18 protein-coding genes and 1 tRNA gene are annotated in these 18,453 nt (G+C 54.8%); 11 read left to right on the plus strand and 8 right to left on the minus strand.

Annotated features, from left to right (window positions below):
* Positions 1–127: 127 nt before the first annotated feature.
* Positions 128–1,351, minus strand: a complete 1,224-nt coding sequence (locus tag SE15_RS11415; RefSeq protein ID WP_054522229.1) for a sigma-70 family RNA polymerase sigma factor — start codon at positions 1,349–1,351, stop codon at positions 128–130.
* Between the two features lie 516 nt (positions 1,352–1,867).
* On the opposite strand from SE15_RS11415, the gene SE15_RS11420 reads away from it, so the two are divergent.
* Positions 1,868–2,611 carry a response regulator transcription factor gene (locus SE15_RS11420; protein ID WP_054522230.1) on the plus strand — a complete coding sequence of 248 codons (744 nt, stop codon included), beginning with the start codon at positions 1,868–1,870 and terminating at the stop codon, positions 2,609–2,611.
* Positions 2,612–2,644: 33 nt separating this feature from the next.
* Positions 2,645–3,433 (plus strand): sortase, encoded by a 789-nt coding sequence (locus tag SE15_RS11425; protein ID WP_054522231.1) that lies wholly within the window; start codon positions 2,645–2,647, stop codon positions 3,431–3,433.
* Positions 3,434–3,440: 7 nt separating this feature from the next.
* Here SE15_RS11425 and SE15_RS11430 read toward each other — a convergent pair whose 3' ends face one another.
* Complete coding sequence (locus SE15_RS11430; protein ID WP_054522232.1) at positions 3,441–4,145, minus strand: hypothetical protein; 705 nt, start codon at positions 4,143–4,145, stop codon at positions 3,441–3,443.
* Between the two features lie 154 nt (positions 4,146–4,299).
* On the opposite strand from SE15_RS11430, the gene SE15_RS11435 reads away from it, so the two are divergent.
* The 9 genes from SE15_RS11435 to mreB all read left to right on the plus strand — a co-directional run bounded on the left by SE15_RS11435 (position 4,300) and on the right by mreB (position 12,624).
* Entirely contained in the window at positions 4,300–5,055 is a 756-nt protein-coding gene (locus tag SE15_RS11435) for a YebC/PmpR family DNA-binding transcriptional regulator (protein ID WP_054522233.1), read from the plus strand.
* A gap of 5 nt (positions 5,056–5,060) precedes the next feature.
* A complete protein-coding gene (gene ruvC / locus SE15_RS11440) occupies positions 5,061–5,552 on the plus strand; it encodes a crossover junction endodeoxyribonuclease RuvC (RefSeq protein ID WP_054522234.1) in 492 nt (163 codons plus the stop codon).
* Positions 5,540–6,385, plus strand: a complete 846-nt coding sequence (locus SE15_RS11445; RefSeq protein WP_236690027.1) for a TrmH family RNA methyltransferase — start codon at positions 5,540–5,542, stop codon at positions 6,383–6,385. Before ruvC ends, SE15_RS11445 begins: the two co-directional genes overlap by 13 nt.
* The gene (ruvA, locus tag SE15_RS11450) at positions 6,382–6,960 is read left to right on the plus strand and encodes a Holliday junction branch migration protein RuvA (protein WP_054522235.1); all 579 of its coding nucleotides are present in this window, start codon (positions 6,382–6,384) and stop codon (positions 6,958–6,960) included. The genes SE15_RS11445 and ruvA overlap by 4 nt, the downstream gene beginning before the upstream one ends.
* Before the next feature lie 145 nt (positions 6,961–7,105).
* The gene (atpA, locus tag SE15_RS11455; protein ID WP_054522236.1) at positions 7,106–8,767 is read left to right on the plus strand and encodes a F0F1 ATP synthase subunit alpha; all 1,662 of its coding nucleotides are present in this window, start codon (positions 7,106–7,108) and stop codon (positions 8,765–8,767) included.
* 22 nt (positions 8,768–8,789) lie between these two features.
* Positions 8,790–9,698: an ATP synthase F1 subunit gamma gene (atpG, locus tag SE15_RS11460; RefSeq protein WP_054522237.1), complete on the plus strand. Its 909-nt coding sequence runs from the start codon at positions 8,790–8,792 to the stop codon at positions 9,696–9,698.
* A 21-nt stretch (positions 9,699–9,719) separates the two neighbouring features.
* A complete protein-coding gene (atpD, locus tag SE15_RS11465) occupies positions 9,720–11,123 on the plus strand; it encodes a F0F1 ATP synthase subunit beta (RefSeq protein WP_054522238.1) in 1,404 nt (467 codons plus the stop codon).
* A gap of 17 nt (positions 11,124–11,140) precedes the next feature.
* Positions 11,141–11,575 carry a F0F1 ATP synthase subunit epsilon gene (locus tag SE15_RS11470; protein WP_054522239.1) on the plus strand — a complete coding sequence of 145 codons (435 nt, stop codon included), beginning with the start codon at positions 11,141–11,143 and terminating at the stop codon, positions 11,573–11,575.
* 41 nt (positions 11,576–11,616) lie between these two features.
* On the plus strand, positions 11,617–12,624 hold the full coding sequence (gene mreB, locus SE15_RS11475) for a rod shape-determining protein (RefSeq protein ID WP_054522240.1): 1,008 nt from the start codon (positions 11,617–11,619) through the stop codon (positions 12,622–12,624).
* Positions 12,625–12,642: 18 nt separating this feature from the next.
* On the opposite strand, the gene SE15_RS11480 is transcribed toward mreB, so the two are convergent.
* The 6 genes from SE15_RS11480 to SE15_RS11505 all read right to left on the minus strand — a co-directional run bounded on the left by SE15_RS11480 (position 12,643) and on the right by SE15_RS11505 (position 18,442).
* Positions 12,643–13,263, minus strand: a complete 621-nt coding sequence (locus tag SE15_RS11480; RefSeq protein WP_054522241.1) for a redox-sensing transcriptional repressor Rex — start codon at positions 13,261–13,263, stop codon at positions 12,643–12,645.
* A 57-nt stretch (positions 13,264–13,320) separates the two neighbouring features.
* Entirely contained in the window at positions 13,321–15,633 is a 2,313-nt protein-coding gene (locus SE15_RS11485; protein WP_054522242.1) for a hypothetical protein, read from the minus strand.
* A gap of 73 nt (positions 15,634–15,706) precedes the next feature.
* A complete protein-coding gene (locus SE15_RS11490) occupies positions 15,707–16,411 on the minus strand; it encodes a zinc metallopeptidase (protein ID WP_054522243.1) in 705 nt (234 codons plus the stop codon).
* 140 nt (positions 16,412–16,551) lie between these two features.
* Positions 16,552–16,623: transfer RNA gene (locus SE15_RS11495), tRNA-Arg, on the minus strand.
* A gap of 59 nt (positions 16,624–16,682) precedes the next feature.
* Positions 16,683–17,711 (minus strand): AIR synthase family protein, encoded by a 1,029-nt coding sequence (locus SE15_RS11500; RefSeq protein ID WP_054522244.1) that lies wholly within the window; start codon positions 17,709–17,711, stop codon positions 16,683–16,685.
* The gene (locus tag SE15_RS11505) at positions 17,708–18,442 is read right to left on the minus strand and encodes a Mut7-C RNAse domain-containing protein (protein ID WP_054522245.1); all 735 of its coding nucleotides are present in this window, start codon (positions 18,440–18,442) and stop codon (positions 17,708–17,710) included. The genes SE15_RS11500 and SE15_RS11505 overlap by 4 nt, the downstream gene beginning before the upstream one ends.
* Positions 18,443–18,453 lie beyond the last annotated feature (11 nt).

The raw sequence follows: 18,453 nt of genomic DNA on the forward strand, positions 1-18,453 counted from the left end.
CACCTCCCTTTTCTAGTATGCCCCAACTTTGCTGATCCAGCAAGAGCGGGCATTTCTAAAAAAGACATCCGTGCAAGACCATGGAGGGTTTGGCTTGCACGGATGGGGTGTGAACAGGAAACGAGGGTTATTCACCAAGGTAATCCCTGAGTTTGCGGCGAATGCTGGGATGACGCAGGCGACTGAGAGCCTGGGCTTCAATCTGCCGCACTCGCTCGCGGGTGACCCCCATCTTACGCCCAACCTCTTCCAGGGTGTAGGCCTGACCGTCAAGCAGGCCGTAGCGCAACTGCAAGATGCGTACCTCACGTGGTGGTAGTGTGTTGAGCACTTCTTCGAGGTGTTCGCGCAGCAAGTTGTAGGTGGCGGTGTCGTCGGGAGGGGGTGCCTCCTCATCCTCGATGAAGTCGCCCAGCACCGAGTCCTCCTCGTCATCGGTGGGGGTTTCTAGCGAAAGTGGCCGACGAGCGACCTGGATCATGTTCTCCACCTTCTTAGGAGGCACATCCAGTTCCTCGGCCAGTTCTTCCACGGTTGGCTCACGCCCCAGGCGCTGGGTCAACTGATGTTGGACGCGCAGTAATTTGTTGATCTGATCGCCCATATGAACGGGGACGCGGATGGTGCGTCCCTGATCCGCAATTGCCCGCGTCACTGCCTGGCGGATCCACCACGTAGCGTAGGTGCTGAACTTGTGCCCGCGGCGGTAATCAAACTTCTTGGTAGCGCGGATTAGGCCAATGTTCCCTTCCTGAATAAGATCGAGGAAAGGAACACCGCGCCCCATGTACTTCTTAGCCACGCTGATGACCAGACGCGAATTTGCGGTGATCAAGTGCTCACGCGCTGCCCACCCATCTTCGATGAGTTTGCGCAGTTCCAGGCGGCGCTTGGGGCTTACATTGCCGCGCGCCAATTCTTCGCGGGCCATACGGCCACGCTCAATACGCTGAGCCAGCTCGACTTCTTCCTCAGCGGTGAGCAGGGGGACGCGACTTACCTCTTTGAGGTACAGGCCAATGGTGTCATCGGTGTCAATATCTCGCAGGTCGTCAAGGTTGAGGTCGTGTTCAATCGCCTCGAGTTCAGGCTCTTCTTCCAGTAACTCCTCTTCCTCTTCCTCCTCCCCCAGTTCGCCACTGAGGGGTTCATCTTCGAGGTAAGGAATACCTGCGCTCATCAGGGCCGAAAAGGCTTCTTCCAATTGATCTACATCTTGCTCCGCTTCTGGGAAGAAGTGCAGGATGTCGTCAATGGTGACATAGCCCTTCTGGCGCCCCAGTTCAATCAGGCGGGCGATTGCAGGATATTCTTCGTCCTCATCTACAACGTTAAGCAGCGGATTTTCCATAGGCCTTCCAATCATCCTCGATAATCGAGAGTAGGGTTTCAAAAATATAAGGTTCGCTTATCAGCATACACTTTTTTTCATTAAAATTCAATACGTGTACACATTTATTTTTTACTTACAATAACCCGATCTTAAGATCGGGTGCTCACGGCGAGACACGAAAATAGACAGCGGTTTGGCTTCTTTCTGCCCGCTGCCTTCATGGGGTGATAAAAATATACATCAATTTGAACAAGAATTCAATAGGTTGGCAAAATTCTAATCAAATTCTAATCTTGCTATGGGCGAAATGACTTTTCGGACCTTGATTGACAAAAGAGGTTTACCTCACTATAATGGATTTATAACCGAACGGAACTTTTGTAACATTGTAAGTAAATAGTAATGTGTGGCGGCGAGGATCCGAATGTCTGAGATGGTCGCTTGCCTGAGTTATGTCAGGCGGACATTCGGGGAGCCAAGTAGCGAAACCGGCCTTAGGCCGGTTTTGTATATTCCTGATCAGGAGGTGTAATCATGGTTCTAAGCCAACCGTTAGGAGCCGACCTGGATGAATTCTACGCCGGTCAGCGCTCACGCATCATGATTGTAGAAGACGATCCCGAAACCACCATGCTCTTGAAGCAGATATTGCGTACGGCAGGTTTTGATGTCCTTAGCGCTGTGAATGGGGTGGAGGCAATTAAGAAATATCATACCGTGACCCCAGATTTGGTGCTTTTGGACTTGATGATGCCCGAAATGGATGGTTGGGAGACATTGCGTCAGTTGCGCCAGGTTAGTTCGACCCCTGTAATGGTGCTCACCGCGGTCGATAGTAAAGATTCCCTGATGGATTGTTTCCAGTCAGGCGCAGATGACTATCTGGTCAAGCCTTTTCATCGGGGAGAGATTTTGGCGCGAATTAATGCTGTTTTACGGCGTTCGCGACATGCTCAACCCTCGCACCGCTATGTGTTCCCCAAAGTGGGGCTGATCATTGAAAGTCAGTCGCGTGAAGTCCGCTACAAAAATGAACGCATCCCGCTCACGGTAAAGGAGTTTGAGGTGCTCTCCACTCTGGCAAAATACGCCCCTGAGGTGGTGGATTACTTGACTCTCTCCGAGGCAGTATGGGGCCGTGATCTTCCCCAGGCGCGGCAGCGCATCAAATTCCTGGTCTACCTCCTGCGACGAAAACTGGGCAAAGTGGATGAAGCGGGCGCCGATCTAATCGTTAATGTGGATCGGTTAGGCTACAAATTGGAAACGGGCGAATAATCTCTAGCAACAGAACACTCAGAGCCGAAAACAATGACAATGCACTCTTTATGGGATTGGCGTCGCCTGGGCGGTATTTTGTTGCTGCTCGGAGGTTTGCTCGGTCTGGGGTTTAGCATATATCAATGGTGGACAGCGCAAGCCTCTGAGCTGGAGGTGGTCATTGATGAGCCTCTTTCAGATAGCGGGTTTGTGCCCCTAACGTTATCTGAAGCCCAGGAAGGTCCTCCCACGCTAGCAGCCCCGCAACCCCAGGGGGTAACAGCCCTGCCAGGAACACCTGCGGTGCCATTAAATGCTGTATCCCCAAGGGTGAGGCCGACCCCTTCGCCCATACCCGCCATTCCTGAGCGCTTGCTTATCTCCAAAATTGATCTGGATGCTCCGGTCGTCCCTGTTAAGGCGCGTAAAGTCAAGCTTGGGGATGGGGTATTTGAACAGTGGCTTGCTCCAGATGAGTTTGCTGCGGGTTGGCCCACTGGAACGGCCATGTTGGGTCAGGTGGGAAACACGGTACTCATAGGGCACCACAATGTGCATGGCAAAGTGTTCGAGCGGTTGCATGAATTGGAACCAGGCGACTTGATCGTTGTTGAAGGGGGTGGTCGTCGGTTCAGTTACGTGGTGGTCAATGTGATGATCTTGCCTGAACGGGATGCCGATTTCAAGACCCGGCTGGAGAACGCACGCTGGATTCAGCGCTCACAAGATGAACGTCTCACACTGGTCACGTGTTGGCCAGCCTATTCGAACACACATCGGTTGATCGTAGTGGCTCAACCACTAGGTCAAACTCCGTTATTGGAGGCTGAGCCCGAGTAAAGGCTGTTTATTGCAGAGGGATGGGAGGAACAGTCGCCTCTTCAGGCAAAGCAATGATGAAAAGGCGCCCCCATGAATTTTCTCCGTTTCTGGCGATACAGGTTTGCAGGATCAGCGCCCCGGGGCGATCGTAGATGTGCAAAAATAATTCGGAAGCGCTCAGGGTGGCCCGTGTCGGATCATCAAGATCTACGAAGGAGGAATAGGGAGAAGTGGGTTGAAGGGCCTGATAGCGTTCTATCGCTATAATGCGGTAGCGCCTCAGGTTGCCCTCTCCGAAGATAACCCACAGATCTTGACCAGGTTGGAGGGCAAAGAAGGACTGACCAGCCCGATCGTTGTGTGCCAGTAAACCCAGGCTTCCGTAGCGCCTAGCCAGGGCAAATTCGGTGAGAGTATCGGGTTGTGGGGAGACATAGGCTGGGTTTGAGCGGGGTTGCTGGATAATCGGATAGGCCATGATCCCCTCCACATAAAGGCCCATGGGTTGTTCGGGATCGCTAGTGAGTTCAAGGCGATTTCGGAATTCCTGAAGAGCCTTCAGGTCAAGGGGGGCTAATGCCGCCATCGCATAATTGCGTCCAGCGGCGAGACCTGGATCACGTGTTGGGTTGGGAATGGAAATATGCGCGGTGGTGGCGAACCACACCCCTACCAAAAGGGCAATTTTGGCAACGGCGTACCACAGGCAAATTCGGGGTTTTGGGGTCATGGCGCGCCCATTATCCGTGAACCCTGCAGTCAAAGCAAGTGCTTTCAGGCGTTTGTAAGGTGGGCTTACAGAAATGTAAGGTCGCGTTGTGGTATAATCAGAGCGAGTGGGTGTGGGAGCGCAATGAATTTCATGCGATTAAGGAGTCGGTAGTATGTCTGGACATTCAAAATGGGCAACGATTAAGCGCAAAAAAGGCGCTATGGATGCCAAGCGGGGGCAGCTCTTCACCCGCCTGGCGCGTGAGATTGTGCTTGCTGCCCGTGAGGGAGGCGGAGATCCAGAAGCCAATGTGCGCTTGCGGCTGGCTATTGAAAAGGCGCGTGCTAACAACATGCCTAAAGAAAATATTGAACGTGCCATTAAGCGCGGTACCGGTGAAAGTAAGGAAGGGGGCGTCCTGGAGCAGATTTTCTACGAAGGGTATGCTCCAAATGGGGTGGCTTTGATGATCGAATGTGTCACCGAAAACCGCAATCGTACGGTAGCGGAGATCCGCCATGTGTTAACGCGAGCGGGTGGTAGCCTGGGTGAAGCCGGCTCGGTAGCCTGGCAGTTCAAGCGTGCAGCCTACTTTGCCCTCCAGGGCTCCGAAAAAGATTTTGAGAAGATTTTTGAGGTGGCGGTAGAAGCCGGTGCTGATGATGTCACAATAGATGGGAACATTATTGAGGTCATCGGGCCGGTCGAGGCGTTCAAGAACCTGCTGGATAGCCTGCGTGCGGCGGGTTATCAACCAGAAGAAGCCGGCTTGCGCATGATCCCAACCCAAGAGATCGAACTTGGCACTGAGGAATCGCTCCAAGTGCTGCGTGCCATTGAAGCCCTGGAAGACCTGGATGATGTGCAGAACGTTTACCACAACCTGCGCATCACCGATGAAGCCCTGATGGCCATTGGCGAAGGTTAAACCGCATGAGGGTCGTGGGCATTGATCCCGGCACCGCCACGACCGGTTACGGAGTTGTACAAGATAGAGGGCATGGCCTGGAGGCTGTAGCATATGGCGTGGTGACTACCGCGCCTTTTTTGCCGCTTGAGCAGCGCCTGGCCCAACTTTTTGATGAATTAAGCGCGCTGATCCAGCGTTTTAGGCCGGAAAGCGCGGCGGTTGAGCAATTGTTCTTTCAGCGCAACGTGCGCACGGCTATGGCAGTGGGGCAAGCGCGTGGCGTGACTCTGCTGGCGCTGGCTAAGGCGGGATTGAGCGTTGGCGAATATTCGCCGCTGGAGGTCAAGCAGGCAGTCACTGGTTATGGGGGCGCAGATAAGAACCAGGTCCAGCAGATGGTGCGCTTGCTTCTTAATCTATCTGAGATACCCCGGCCGGATGATGCCGCGGATGCACTGGCTGTTGCGATTTGTCATCTTCATCATCTGCGTACTGCCCAGCAATGGACCCCCTGATCACCAGTCCTGCCAACCCATCACTTAAGCTGGCCCGACGACTGCGCGAACGTAAGGTGCGTGAACAGAGCGGGCTATTTTACGTGGAGGGTATTCGTCTGGTGGCGGAGGCATTGGCGCAAGGCTGGTCAATTGAGATGCTCATCATTGCCCCTGATCGTCTTAGTAGCGAGTTCGCTTATCAAAAGGTGGAAGCAGCACGGGCCAGAGGTATTCGGGTGGTGGAGGTCAGCCCGCGTGCTTTTGAGAGTCTGTCTCTCAAGGAAAACCCTCAGGGCATTGCAGCGGTAATTCATCAGCGCTGGGGATCATTATCGGCGGTGAGGCCCGACAAGGGCGAACTGTGGATTGGCCTTGAGGCGATTCAAGACCCTGGCAATTTGGGCACTATTCTGCGCACCGCGGAAGCAGTCGGGGCACAGGGAGTTGTGCTCCTAGAGCACACCACGGATCCTTATGACCCAGCGGCGGTGCGGGCCAGTATGGGAGCGATTTTCACGCAGCAGTTAGTGCGTACCTCGCGAGAGGTTTTCCTGCGCTGGGTGGCCGAGCACCATCCTCCCCTGATCGGTACCTCAGATAAGGCTGCCCAGGATTATCATGATTTTATCTATCCCGAAGGGTTGATGCTTCTGATGGGAAGCGAGCGGGAGGGGCTTTCACCAGTTTATGCTTCATTGTGCCAGGCAATGGTGGCCATCCCCATGGTTGGGCGGGTGGATTCGCTCAATGTGGCTGTAGCAACGGCCATTGTCCTCTATGAGATTTTCAACCAGCGCCGCCGTAAAGGCAAATTAACTTCCGCATGCAAGGGTGAGGAGCGAATACCATGATTGCATTTATTGAGGGCGAGGTCGTGCAGGCGGGCGAGGACTACGTGATTCTGCGGCTGGGTGGAATGGGCATATTGATCTATGTACCGGTGACATTGGCCCGTCAAGCCCATATTGGCGCTCCTTTGTTTCTTTACACGCATTTGGTGGTTCGCGAGGATGGTTGGGCGCTTTATGGCTTTGAGAGTGAAGTGGAGCGCCGTTACTTCACTTTTCTGCTAGGGGTGAATGGAGTGGGGCCGCGCCTAGCGCTGGCTATTTTAGGAGTTTTGTCGGTTGGCATGATCCAACAAGCCGTACGTGAGGAACAACCAGAAATCTTCACTCGGGTGCCTGGTGTGGGGCGCAAGACAGCCCAAAAAATTGTCCTCTACCTGCAGGATAAAATTGGACGCGAGGAGCCCATGGCCGGCCTGGCTGCTTTTAGCGAGATAGATCATCAGGTATTAGAGGCCTTGACCAGCCTGGGATACAGTGTCATTGAGGCTCAGGCTGCCCTTCAATCCATTCCCAGAGATGCGCCTGCGGATGCTGAAGAGCGCCTTAGGTTGGCGTTACGTTATTTTGCCTCTTGAGATTACTGAGGGGGGTTTTGCTGGACAAAGGTTTGTGTTTCAGGTATGATTGTTTCGTGTTTTTACCAGGAAGAACAAGCCTGAAGATTGGAGCAAGAAAGATTTTGCAAGGGTAAGCAATTACTGCATCTGCTGAGGAGGGCTGATGACCGATCTTATCAAGCAACTGACCACCGAACTGCAGCAACGGATTGAGGCTTACCAGCCGCGTTTAGAAGTGCGCGATGTTGGAACCGTGATTGAAGCGGGCGATGGTATTGCTCAGGTGGAAGGACTAACCACGGTTAGATCCCAGGAACTGGTGGAATTTGAGAATGGGATCATGGGAATTGCCTTCAACCTGGAGAAGGATAAGGTCGGTATCATCATCCTGGGCGATTTTTCCACCGTGACCGAGGGGATGCAGGTGCGCACCACGGGGCGCATTGCCTCGGTTCCGGTGGGAGATGGCTTGCTTGGGCGGGTGGTCAATGCCCTGGGTGAGCCCATAGACGGCAAGGGGCCCATCTCCTTTACCCGTTATCGCCCTATTGAACGAATTGCGCCGGGGGTGGTCGAGCGACAGGATGTGGACACTCCCGTTCAGACCGGCATTAAGGCAATTGATGCCATGATCCCAATCGGACGCGGACAGCGTGAACTGATCATTGGGGATCGCCAAACCGGTAAAACTGCCATTGCGATTGACACCATCATCAATCAAAAAGGGAAGGATCTGATCTGTATCTACGTTGCTATTGGGCAGAAGAAAGCCGCCATTGCGCGTACTATTGCGCTTTTGGAGCAGTACGGCGCCATGAACCACACGGTGGTGGTTGTGGCTTCGGCCGATGATCCGGCGGCCATGCAGTATATTGCGCCTTATGCTGGTTGTGCCATCGGCGAAGAATTTATGGAAAGCGGACGCGATGCCCTGGTGGTCTATGATGATCTGTCCAAGCACGCCTGGGCCTACCGCCAGATTTCGTTGCTGTTGCGCCGTCCGCCGGGGCGCGAAGCCTACCCCGGGGATGTATTCTATTTGCACTCACGTCTGCTTGAGCGGGCAGCTCGTCTGGCAACCCATTATGTGATTGTGCCCAAAGATTACCCGCATCTAAAAGCCAGGGCTGAGGATGGGGTGGATGGTCGGGTTTATAAGGGCCCGCGTTCGCGGTTTGAGGCTGAGGAAGCGCTCAAAGCCATGCCCGATTCGGATCGGTATAAGATTTTACCGGTTGAGGGAACTGGAGGATCGCTGACTGCATTACCGATCATTGAAACGCTGCTGGGTGATGTTTCGGCTTATATTCCAACGAACGTGATTTCAATCACCGATGGGCAGATCTACCTTGAAACCAGCCTTTTCAATGCAGGTATACGTCCCGCTATTAACGTGGGTATTTCCGTCTCACGCGTTGGCGGTGCAGCGCAGACCAAAGCCATGAAGCAGGTGGCGGGCCGCTTGCGCCTGGATATGGCGGCCTTCCGCGAACTGGCTGCTTTTGCCCAGTTCGGCTCGGATCTGGACAAGGCCACTCAGGCCCAACTTAATCGAGGATTGCGCTTGCAGGAGATCCTCAAACAGCCTCAATATGAGCCGATGCCGCTGGAAAACCAGGTGATTGTGCTGTTTGCCGGGGTAAACGGTTTTGCCGATCAGGTACCGGTTGAACGGATCAAAGCCTGGGAGACGGCGCTCTTGCGTTACATGGAGTCCTCGCACCCTGAAATTGGGCGAGATATTGCGGAGAAGAAGATGATCACTCCCGAGACGGAAACTCGCCTGCGCGAAGCCCTGCAGGCATTCAGTAATACCTGGATGTAAAAGCCAGCCGCGAGGAACAGAGATGGCCTCCATTCGTGAGATGCGCAACCGCATTCGCTCGATTAAAAACCTGGCGCAGGTAACCAAGGCATTAGAGACGGTGAGCGCCAGTAAGGTGCGACGGGCGATTGCGACGTACTCCCAAACCCGTCCTTATGCAGAAAAGGCTTGGAAACTTCTCCTTCACCTGGCGCGCCAGCCGGGAGCCGAAAGCCTACACCCCTTGCTGACCCATCGTGAGGGAAATGGTCCTGTGCTTGTGATTCTGGTGAGCTCAGATCGTGGCCTGGCCGGAGCCTATAATGTCAACATTGTGCGTCACACGCTACAGGCATTCCGCGATTTTGAGTCTCAGGTGAGTTATGTGACCGTGGGGAAAAAGGGGGAGGCAATGCTATTGCGCCGCCGCCGTACGGTCATGGCGGGGTTTGCGGATCTTCCGCCCATACCGCGCTTTGTGGATTGCGCTCCAATTGGTCAGTTAGTAATTAGCGAATTCCTTTCCGGTCATTTTGACCGGGTGTTTATTGCTTATACCGAGTTTATCAGCATGCTGCGCCAGGAGCCCCGGGTACGTAAATTGTTGCCGCTTGAGCCGGAGATTGTGCCTATGGGTGTCCATTCGCCGGAGGCCACTCATCCGACTCACGCGGTCTTTACCTACGAGCCTGGGCACACGGAACTGTTAAATGAGATCCTACCGCGTTTTACCTCGCTCCAAATCTATCGTTCGATCTTGTCGGCCATCGCCAGTGAACACGCCGCGCGCATGGTAGCCATGCGCAATGCTACCGATAATGCGCGCGAGTTGATCTTGGCGCTCCAACTCGACTATAACAAGGCACGTCAGCAATCCATTACCAGTGACATGCTGGATATTTCTGCAGGGGCCGAAGCGCTTGCGAAAAGCATGGCTGAGGCGGCACGGTAACGTCAACTTTTGGAGGCATGGATGAATCAGGCTAGTGGTCGCATTGTTCAAATCCTAGGTGGAGTGGTGGATGTTGTCTTTCCGGCCGGGGATTTGCCCGAGCTCTTTGAGGCACTGGAAGTGATTCGTCCGGAGGGAACGCCGTTGGTGCTGGAAGTTCAGCGGCAATTACCCGATAACTGGGTGCGCTGCATCGCTATGGACACCACCGACGGGCTGATGCGCGGCTTGCCAGTGCGGCGGACGTATGCACCGATCACGGTTCCGGTCGGACCGGCGACGTTGGGGCGTGTTTTTAATGTGCTGGGACAACCCGTAGATGGTAAGGGACCTGTTGTTTCTGATGTGTATTACCCGATCCGGCGCCCGGCGCCAAAATTTGCTGAGCAGTCCACCCGGGTAGAGGTCTTTGAGACTGGCCTGAAGGTGATAGATCTGATTGCTCCCTTTACCAAGGGAGGAAAGACCGGGATTTTTGGCGGCGCCGGTGTGGGCAAGACCGTTATTATCATGGAGCTGATTCGTTCCATTGCCACTGTCCATCAGGGTAATTCAGTGTTTGCAGGCGTTGGGGAGCGCACACGCGAGGGAACTCAGTTGTACCGCGAGATGCTTGAATCGGGCGTTATGAAGGATACCGTCATGGTGTTTGGCCAAATGAATGAGCCGGCCGGTGTGCGCCTTCGCGTTGCTCTAACGGCGCTCTCCATGGCGGAGTACTTCCGCGATCAGGGTAAGGATGTGCTGCTCTTTATTGATAACATTTTCCGCTTCACCATGTCGGGTTCGGAAGTTTCAGCCCTCTTGGGGCGCATGCCCTCCGCGGTTGGCTACCAGCCCACCCTGGCAACGGAGATGGGAGAATTGCAGGAGCGCATTACCTCGACCCGCCAGGGGTCTATTACTTCAATGCAAGCGGTTTACGTGCCGGCGGACGATTATTCTGACCCGGCGCCAGTGACTACGTTTGCACACCTGGATGCTACCATTGCTCTGGAACGGTCCATTGCCGAGAAAGGTATCTACCCGGCGGTGGATCCACTGGCCTCGACCTCGCGTATTCTGGATCCGCGCATTGTCGGTGAGGAGCATTACACCACTGCACGTGAGGTGCAGCGGGTCCTACAACGCTATAAAGATTTGCAGGATATCATTGCCATTCTGGGAATTGATGAGTTGAGCGAGGAGGATAAACTTCTGGTTTCGCGCGCCCGTAAGATCGAGCGCTTTTTCTCCCAGCCGATGTTTGTGGCTGAGCAATTCACTGGCTTGGCAGGTCGTTATGTGCCCTTGCGCGAGACCGTGCGTGGTTTCCGCGAGATCCTGGATGGCAAATGCGATGATATGCCCGAGCAAGCCTTCTACATGGTGGGCACCATTGATGAGGCGCGGGAGAAAGCGCGCCAATTACTCGAAACGACTTGAGTTTAAGGTAGGTACGCATGCCCATTCGGTGTGAGATTGTCTCCCAGGATCGCGTTGTGTTTTCGGGGGATGCCGACATTGTCATCCTGCCGGGGGTTGAAGGCGAGATGGGCATTTTGCCCAATCATGCCCCCCTTCTCACTGCACTTCGTTACGGAATTATTGTGGTGCGTAAGCAAGGTGAAGAGCAGTTTTTTACCGTTGCCGGGGGGATCGCTGAAGTGCAGCCCGACCAGGTCACTGTGCTCGCGGATGCCGCCGAAAATGTCTTGGAGATTAATGTTCAACGCGCCGAGGCCGCCAAGCGTCGTGCCGAGGAGATGCTTCAAAGGGGGATCCCTAAGGAATCAGATGAATATTTTGAACTTCAGGCGGCACTGCGACGCTCGAACTTGCGCCTGGAAGCCGTTCAGCGCTATCGGCAGCGAGTACAGCGTGAACGCCGCGAGTGAGCGCTGGTGCTAATGCTTTGGAATGAAAGGATTGGACGGTTATGCCCCTTCTGACGCGTGAATTAGGCATTGACCTGGGGACATTCTACACCGTTATCGCTGAGGGCAATCAGGTTCTGTTACAGGAACCCACGGTTGCCGCTATTGTGGTTGAAGAGCAGAAACTGGTTGAGTGGGGGCAAGCGGCCAAAGACATGATTGGCCGTGTTCCGGAGCGTATTCAGGTCGTGCGTCCATTGCAACATGGGGTCATCGCCGAGTACGAAGTCACCGAAATTTTGCTTCAATACCTGATCAAAAAAATCTGTGGCCCCATGCTTTTCTTCCGCCCACGCCTGATGATCACCATCCCTTATGGGATTACCAGCGTGGAAACTCGAGCCGTACACGAGGCCGGCTTGGAAGCCGGAAGCCGTGAGGTTTATCTGATCCAGCAGCCGTTAGCAGCCGCGCTGGGTTTGGATTTGCCGGTCAATACGCCCACCGGCAACATGGTCATCTCATTGGGCGGGGGAACAAACCAGGTTGCGGTGCTGGCGCTCAATGACATTGTGGCTGCTGAAACCGCACGCACGGGTGGCTTGGCGATGGACGAGGCCATCATCACCTATGTGCGCAAGAAATATGGGGTGATCATTGGCCAGCCCACTGCAGAGCAACTTAAGATCCGAATTGGGGCAGCGACGCCACAGGAAGAACAGCAGAGCCTCGAAGTTCAGGGGCAGGATCAAGTGACCGGATTGCCTCGCCCGGTCACCTTAACCACGGCAGATGTTGTGGATGCACTGGAAGAGCCTCTGGAAGCCATTGTGACGCTGGTGCGGCGCGTGCTAGAAAAGACTCCCCCTGAGTTGATTGCCGATATTATTGACCGTGGAGCGGCGCTTTGTGGTGGTGGAGCACTCCTGCGGGGAATTGACACTTACCTGACGAAGTCACTAGGCATTCCGGTTTACCTGGTAGATAACCCAACTACCTGCACGGCGCTAGGAGCGGCCAAGGCGCTTGCCATGCGGGATCTTTTGCGCCGTAGCCTGGTTTATGTATAACAACTGTTCCCGCCTGGATTAATCCAGGTAGTAGGTCATGTGTTGCAGTTTAAGGATGGGGTCAATCGTTTCAACAATGATTCCAGGCGGTACCACAAGGTGGATCGGTGCGTAATTGAGAATGGCCCGAATTCCGGCCTCGACCAGACAATCGGTCACCTGTTGTGCCACCGAGGCGGGTACGGTTAGCATGGCAATTTTCACCCCGGTCTGACGGATACGCTCTGGCATGGTGGCACTATCTTCAACCACCAGACTCCCAATGCGTTTGCCAATTTTCTTGGGGTCATTGTCGAACGCCAGGACAATGCGGAACCCGCGGTTGGTAAAGCCCTGGTAGCGAGCCAGCGCACTTCCCAGGTCACCCACACCAACCAGCGCCAGATCCCACAACCGGTTGAGGTGGAGGATGGCACGTAACTGTTCGATCAGGAACTCCACGGAGTAGCCAGTGCCCTGTTTGCCAAATTCCCCAAAATGAGATAAGTCCTTGCGGATTTGAGCTGCCGAGATACCCAAACGTTGCCCCAATTCCAGGGATGAAGTGGTTTGGAGCCCTTCAAGCCGCATTCGCTCCAGGGCTTGCAGATACCGCGGCAACCTACCAATGACAATGTCGGGTACAACCTGTTCGGCCATTCTGCCCTCTGTTGTGAAAGATTCTACAGATATTATACCGGTTTTAGTACAAGGCCATCAGTTCAAAGTGATTTCCAATAGTAGAGATGTTGGGTCTGGAAAGGTGAGTAAGGTCATAGGAAAGGGTATGTAATGCCCTGCAGGATAGTCGCGATTGGGATCCTCGGGCTGTCCTAGGAGGGGAAGGGATTCGGTAAATGAGGTGATCTCAAACTCCTGATTGGCGCGGATATCCACAAAGCCTCGACCGAAGACAGCCCAAACGGCATGCGTTTTTGAAATGGGGCTGAGGAAATAACGCTGAGCCCAGCCAGGCCTGAAACACTCTGGTGTTACCAGCACAAGGGGGAGCAAGAGGGGTGGCGTGGGTGAGTTTCCTCGCACAGCAACGGTGAGGCCGTTGGGGTGCAGGCAATAGCGCTTTTCCAGTCCGGTCGTGGGGCTGTGGAGCGTGATACAGGTGCTCTCCAGGCTCATCACCTGATAAACGGCAGTATCCTGGGGGTGCACCACCCCTCCTGGAACCACGGTGGGGTCAGCCCAGATCCCGTTCTCTTGTTTCCATGTGGCAGGGTCGCTCAATCCAATTGTCAGCTGAGCACTGGGGGCGATGATTTGCAGGGGGCCTTCGGGCTGCATCAGGCTGAGGTGCACCAAGCGACCGCCCTGAAGATTCAGGATGGCCAGGGCCGTGGTACTGATCAGGATGCACTCAGGCATACCGTCTTCATCTAAGTCTACTTCGCAGGTGTGTGTGGAGACGGGGTGAGATGCCCATTTCAAGGCCTGCTGAAGGTAGCCCAATTCACCACGATACTCTGCGCGTAGTTTCTGAAGGGCCAGGTCTGGGGTAGGATGGCTGAGCATTGCCGCTGTTTGTGTAAGTTGGATGCGGAACGCAGATGTCTGAAGGGTTGTGGGGATTTCACGAAGGGTGGTTGTGGTGGTGTTGAATAAAGATATCCCGAGCGCCTCGGTAGGCATCAGAGAAACCCAATCGGCCTGAGTGCACCATACATCTTTGCAGGTATGCAAGGCTTTTGAATCAAGAGGACGTGCGGGGTGCATCCAAAGATCGGCCTCGTCCAGCACATGGATCCAGGGGTGGTTGGCCAGGTATTTCATGACTGCAAAGGCAAAACGGCGATCCGCCCAGGGGCTAGTGGGTAGGCTCTCTCCCAAAACCACCAGGTCGGTTGGGTCCGGGGAGAGGGCAGTACGGATCAAAGTGCGTTTGACAGGTAGAGAAAGCCTCCCGGAGGATTCGATTTGGGGAAGGAAGGAGTCGCCTTGCAGAAAACCGTTGGGGAGGGGCAGGAGACGCGCCCCGTTGAATTGAAGAATGTGGGACGAGTCGGCAAGGCGAGAAAAGTAGGCGCGGCCGGGGCTGAGCGCTTCCGTTGGGAAGGCCCCAAAGCGTACCGAGGAATCAAAGAAACCGAAATTGGCACGCGTGGTTTGGGAGAAGGCCTGGGACCAGGCGGTGATATCGGGCATTCCCATGGCGGGGGTAGGTAGAATGAGCCATCCCTGCCGCTGGGCCTGTTGCACGATTTTCAAGCCCCCAACTGCGTCCAGTCCGGCGAGGGAAGACGGGGCCATCAGATCGGCCAGAACAATTGGAACGCGGTATTGGCTTGCAGCCTCGATAAGGTGGCGCAAGCCATGCCGCTGACCATATGGGCCAGTGTGAGCCCCATCCCAACGCCTTAGCACCTGAGCGGGGGAGGCTGCGGGTAGTGTGTCCCAGAATACCAGCAGGAGGGATGCGGGCGGCGGAGGAACTGCAGAGAACTCAAACGGACCGATTGTATCCGCAATGTCCTTATGATCGGGCAGCGTACTCCAGGCCTGGAACGTGACCTGATGGCGGGGGCCGGGGAGCAAGTAGCGATTGAGACGGATGATCCAGGTATCTTGTTGGGGGTCACGAAAGATCTGAGGGATGAGGGGGGCAGTGGCTCCCGATGCCTCTTGCACGAGAGGCGTTTGATGAGCGCGAGCAATAAGCAGGTAATCCCATGCCAATGGGCTTACAGCACGCACGGGCAAAGTGCGGTTACCTCCGTTTTGCAGATCAAAGGCCAGATAAAGGTCACAATCGGCCGGGCCCTGGCTGGTCAGGGTGTCCAGACGGATTTCCAGGTCAGCCCGCTCGGTGCGTACATAAGCCGCGATGAAATCGCATTGGGGCGGAGCACCTTCGTCAGCGCTATCCAATTGTCGCAGGTCATCGTAGCGCCAGGTGAAAGGCTGTGCTGACACGGGTTTACCAGCAAGGTAATCCACTCCCACTGCCAGGGGAAACCAGATAAGCGCGAGAAGCGCGCTTAGAATACGACGTACAGTGATTGACCGTGTGACTTTCATCCCGCACAAATTATACAGGACGAAAAACGGAGCCCCTTGGGGCTCCGCGTGATCCACTATTCAGGCCGGTTCATTAATCCCGGCGACGTCCCATCAGCAGGAAAACATAGTACAGCACTGTCGTGATGGCCTGGATCGCAGCAGCCACGTAGGTGAGAGCAGCGGCATCAAGAACGCTGCGCACTCCTTCCATTTCCTGATTGTAGACCACTCCTGAAGTCGCCAGCCACTGCTTGGCTCGATTGGAGGCATCAATCTCTACTGGAAGGGTGATCAGAGCAAAGAGGGCAGTCAGCCCAAATAACCCAACGCCCAGCCAGGCTATGGGATCGGCCTGGAAGAAGAAACCAAGGATGAAGATGATCGGGCCCAGCCATGAGCCAATCTGAACCGTGGGCACGATGGCAGTGCGTAACTGCAGCATGGCATAGGCTTGGCTATCCTGAATGGCGTGCCCTGCTTCATGAGCGGCCACACCTGCAGCAGCAATGCTCGGGCTGGAGTAGATTTCCGGACTCAGACGCAGTACTTTGGCGCGCGGGTCGTAGTGATCGCTGAGAAAACCGTTTACTCGTTCAATGCGCACATCATGCAAGCCGTTCATATCCAGCATACGTCGTGCAATCTGAGCACCGGTCAAACCGCTCAAGGTGCGAATCCGCGAGTATTTACTGAAAGCGGTTTGTACCTTGAGCTGTGCCCACAGCCCCAAGATGAGGGCGGGCAAACTGAAGAGCAGATACAAGCCGTAACCACCCAATAAAAAGGGGTAATACATGGTCATCCTCCTTGCCAGTCACACTTTACTTACTTTGCATTGTAATTGAGTTGTTTGAATTTATACCAGGAAAATATAAGCAACGCATTAACAACCTATGCAAAGGAAGTTAAGAAATGGCTTAAAAATAAAAACTCAAGTGCGCCCGCCGAGACTCGAACTCGGGATTTTACCTCCGGAGGGTAACGTGATATCCACTTCACCACGGGCGCCCTTGATTTTACAAAATTTTACCACAAATTCCAAGCCTTCTTGGAGATCCAGGAGGCCTTTATTCAAGGGCTTGTTGCTCGTAAAAGCGTGCAATCTCATCTCGTGCGAAGTGGGGCAAAATGTTCTCGCGGCCTTGGCTGAGAAGGACAACTTCGGGCATCCCGGCTTCAACTGTTCCGATCACAGCAGCCGGAATCCGGGCCTCAGTAAGCGCGGCCAAAATGCGAGGGGCTTCCTGACTTGGTGTGGTTAGCAGCAGTGCGCCAGAAGCCAGAGTGCCCAGAGGGTCCAGGCCGAAATGAGCGCAAATTTTCCGGGCTAAGGGGGGAATTGGGATGCGGTCGCCTTCCACGCGCAAGCGAACACTGGCGGCCTCTGCCAATTCCCAAAGGGCTGTTGCCAACCCACCTTCTGTGGGATCGTGCATGGCCGTAACGCGCCCGGCCCCAACAGCAACTTGGGCATCGCGAAGGACACTAATGCCCGGCTCGTAGATGAGGCGCTGGGCAGATTTGATCTCCTCGGGTGTGAGCACGCCTTCTAACCGATGGGCGAATTCGCGGGCCAGGATGGCACTGCCTTCAATGGGAATTCCTTTGGTGAGGATGAGCACATCACCGGGTTGGGCCCCGCGGGGAGTGATGACCCGTGATTTTTCAATTTCGCCAATCAATGTGGTCACGACTATTGGACGATGGAGATCATATGTGATTTCAGTATGTCCCCCCAGGAGGATGATGTTCATCTGGCGACAGGTCTGAAAAATTTGCTCCCCAATTTCTGCGGCAAATTCCGGGGTGGTCTTGCCTTCGGGTAAAAGCAGGGTAACCAGCATCCAGCGCGGCACGGCACCGGTGGTGGCAATGTCATTGCTGGCAATTTGTACAGCATACCAGCCAATATCCTGGGTAGCAAACGTGATAGGTTCACTTTTGAGCACCAGCGCGGTTTCGCCCATATCCAGGATGGCGCAATCCAGACCTATACCCGGTCCCAGGAGCACACGCTCGTGTTGGCTGGGGGCATGTTTCAGCAAGTCGGCTAGAAGATGATGGGGGAGCTTTCCTACAGGGAGAACGGCGGTCATGGGGCTTTTCCGTTGCAGAAGTTGAGGATTTTTTCGATAAAGGGCAGCATGCGTTCGTAGTGAGAACCCTTCCAGTAAATCTGTCCGCATTGGGTACAGCGGTCGAATTCATCATAGTATAACCGGGTTAAGGGTTCCAGGCGGTCGAGAATCTCGGTCTTGTTGACCGATTCCAGCAGGCCGTTGCAGCGCGGGCACCGCTGAAAGGGTTTGACCAGGGTTTTGAGGTTGAAGCGGTTGATCACTTCGAGGACCTGCTCGCGGGGTTGGTGCGTGCGTATGCAATAGCCCCGACGCACCAGGTTGCGCTTCAGGAGGCCGCGGTCGCGGGTGAGTAAGATGCGGTCTTCACGATTCGCAATCAGGGCTAGATCGCGGTCCTGCCAGAAGGGGTCGTAAAGCGCATCAAACCCCAACAAGCGCAGGTAGTGAGTTAACTTCCCCAGATGATTGTCTAGGACAAAGCGTGGGTCAATAGCAGAGGCTTCCAGGTGCTCCAGGTCGAACGGGTATACGTGGATGTCGTCGCCGTTCTGAACATGGTAGGTAAACGGCACCGGCTGTCCATCCACCTCAACCCTGCCCACCTCTGGGTGGGGCACCCCGAGTGTCTCGATGATATGCTTGATGGCAGTCTTCTCCCTGACGGTGTACAAAATCGAGCGCTCACGCTGAGCGGCCGGCAGAAAGTCGTTCAGGCAGCCGTGAAAGCGGATGTAAACCGATCCCATAGTTCCCGCTC

Source organism: Thermanaerothrix daxensis, from assembly GCF_001306145.1.
Lineage (GTDB): Bacteria > Chloroflexota > Anaerolineae > Anaerolineales > Anaerolineaceae > Thermanaerothrix > Thermanaerothrix daxensis.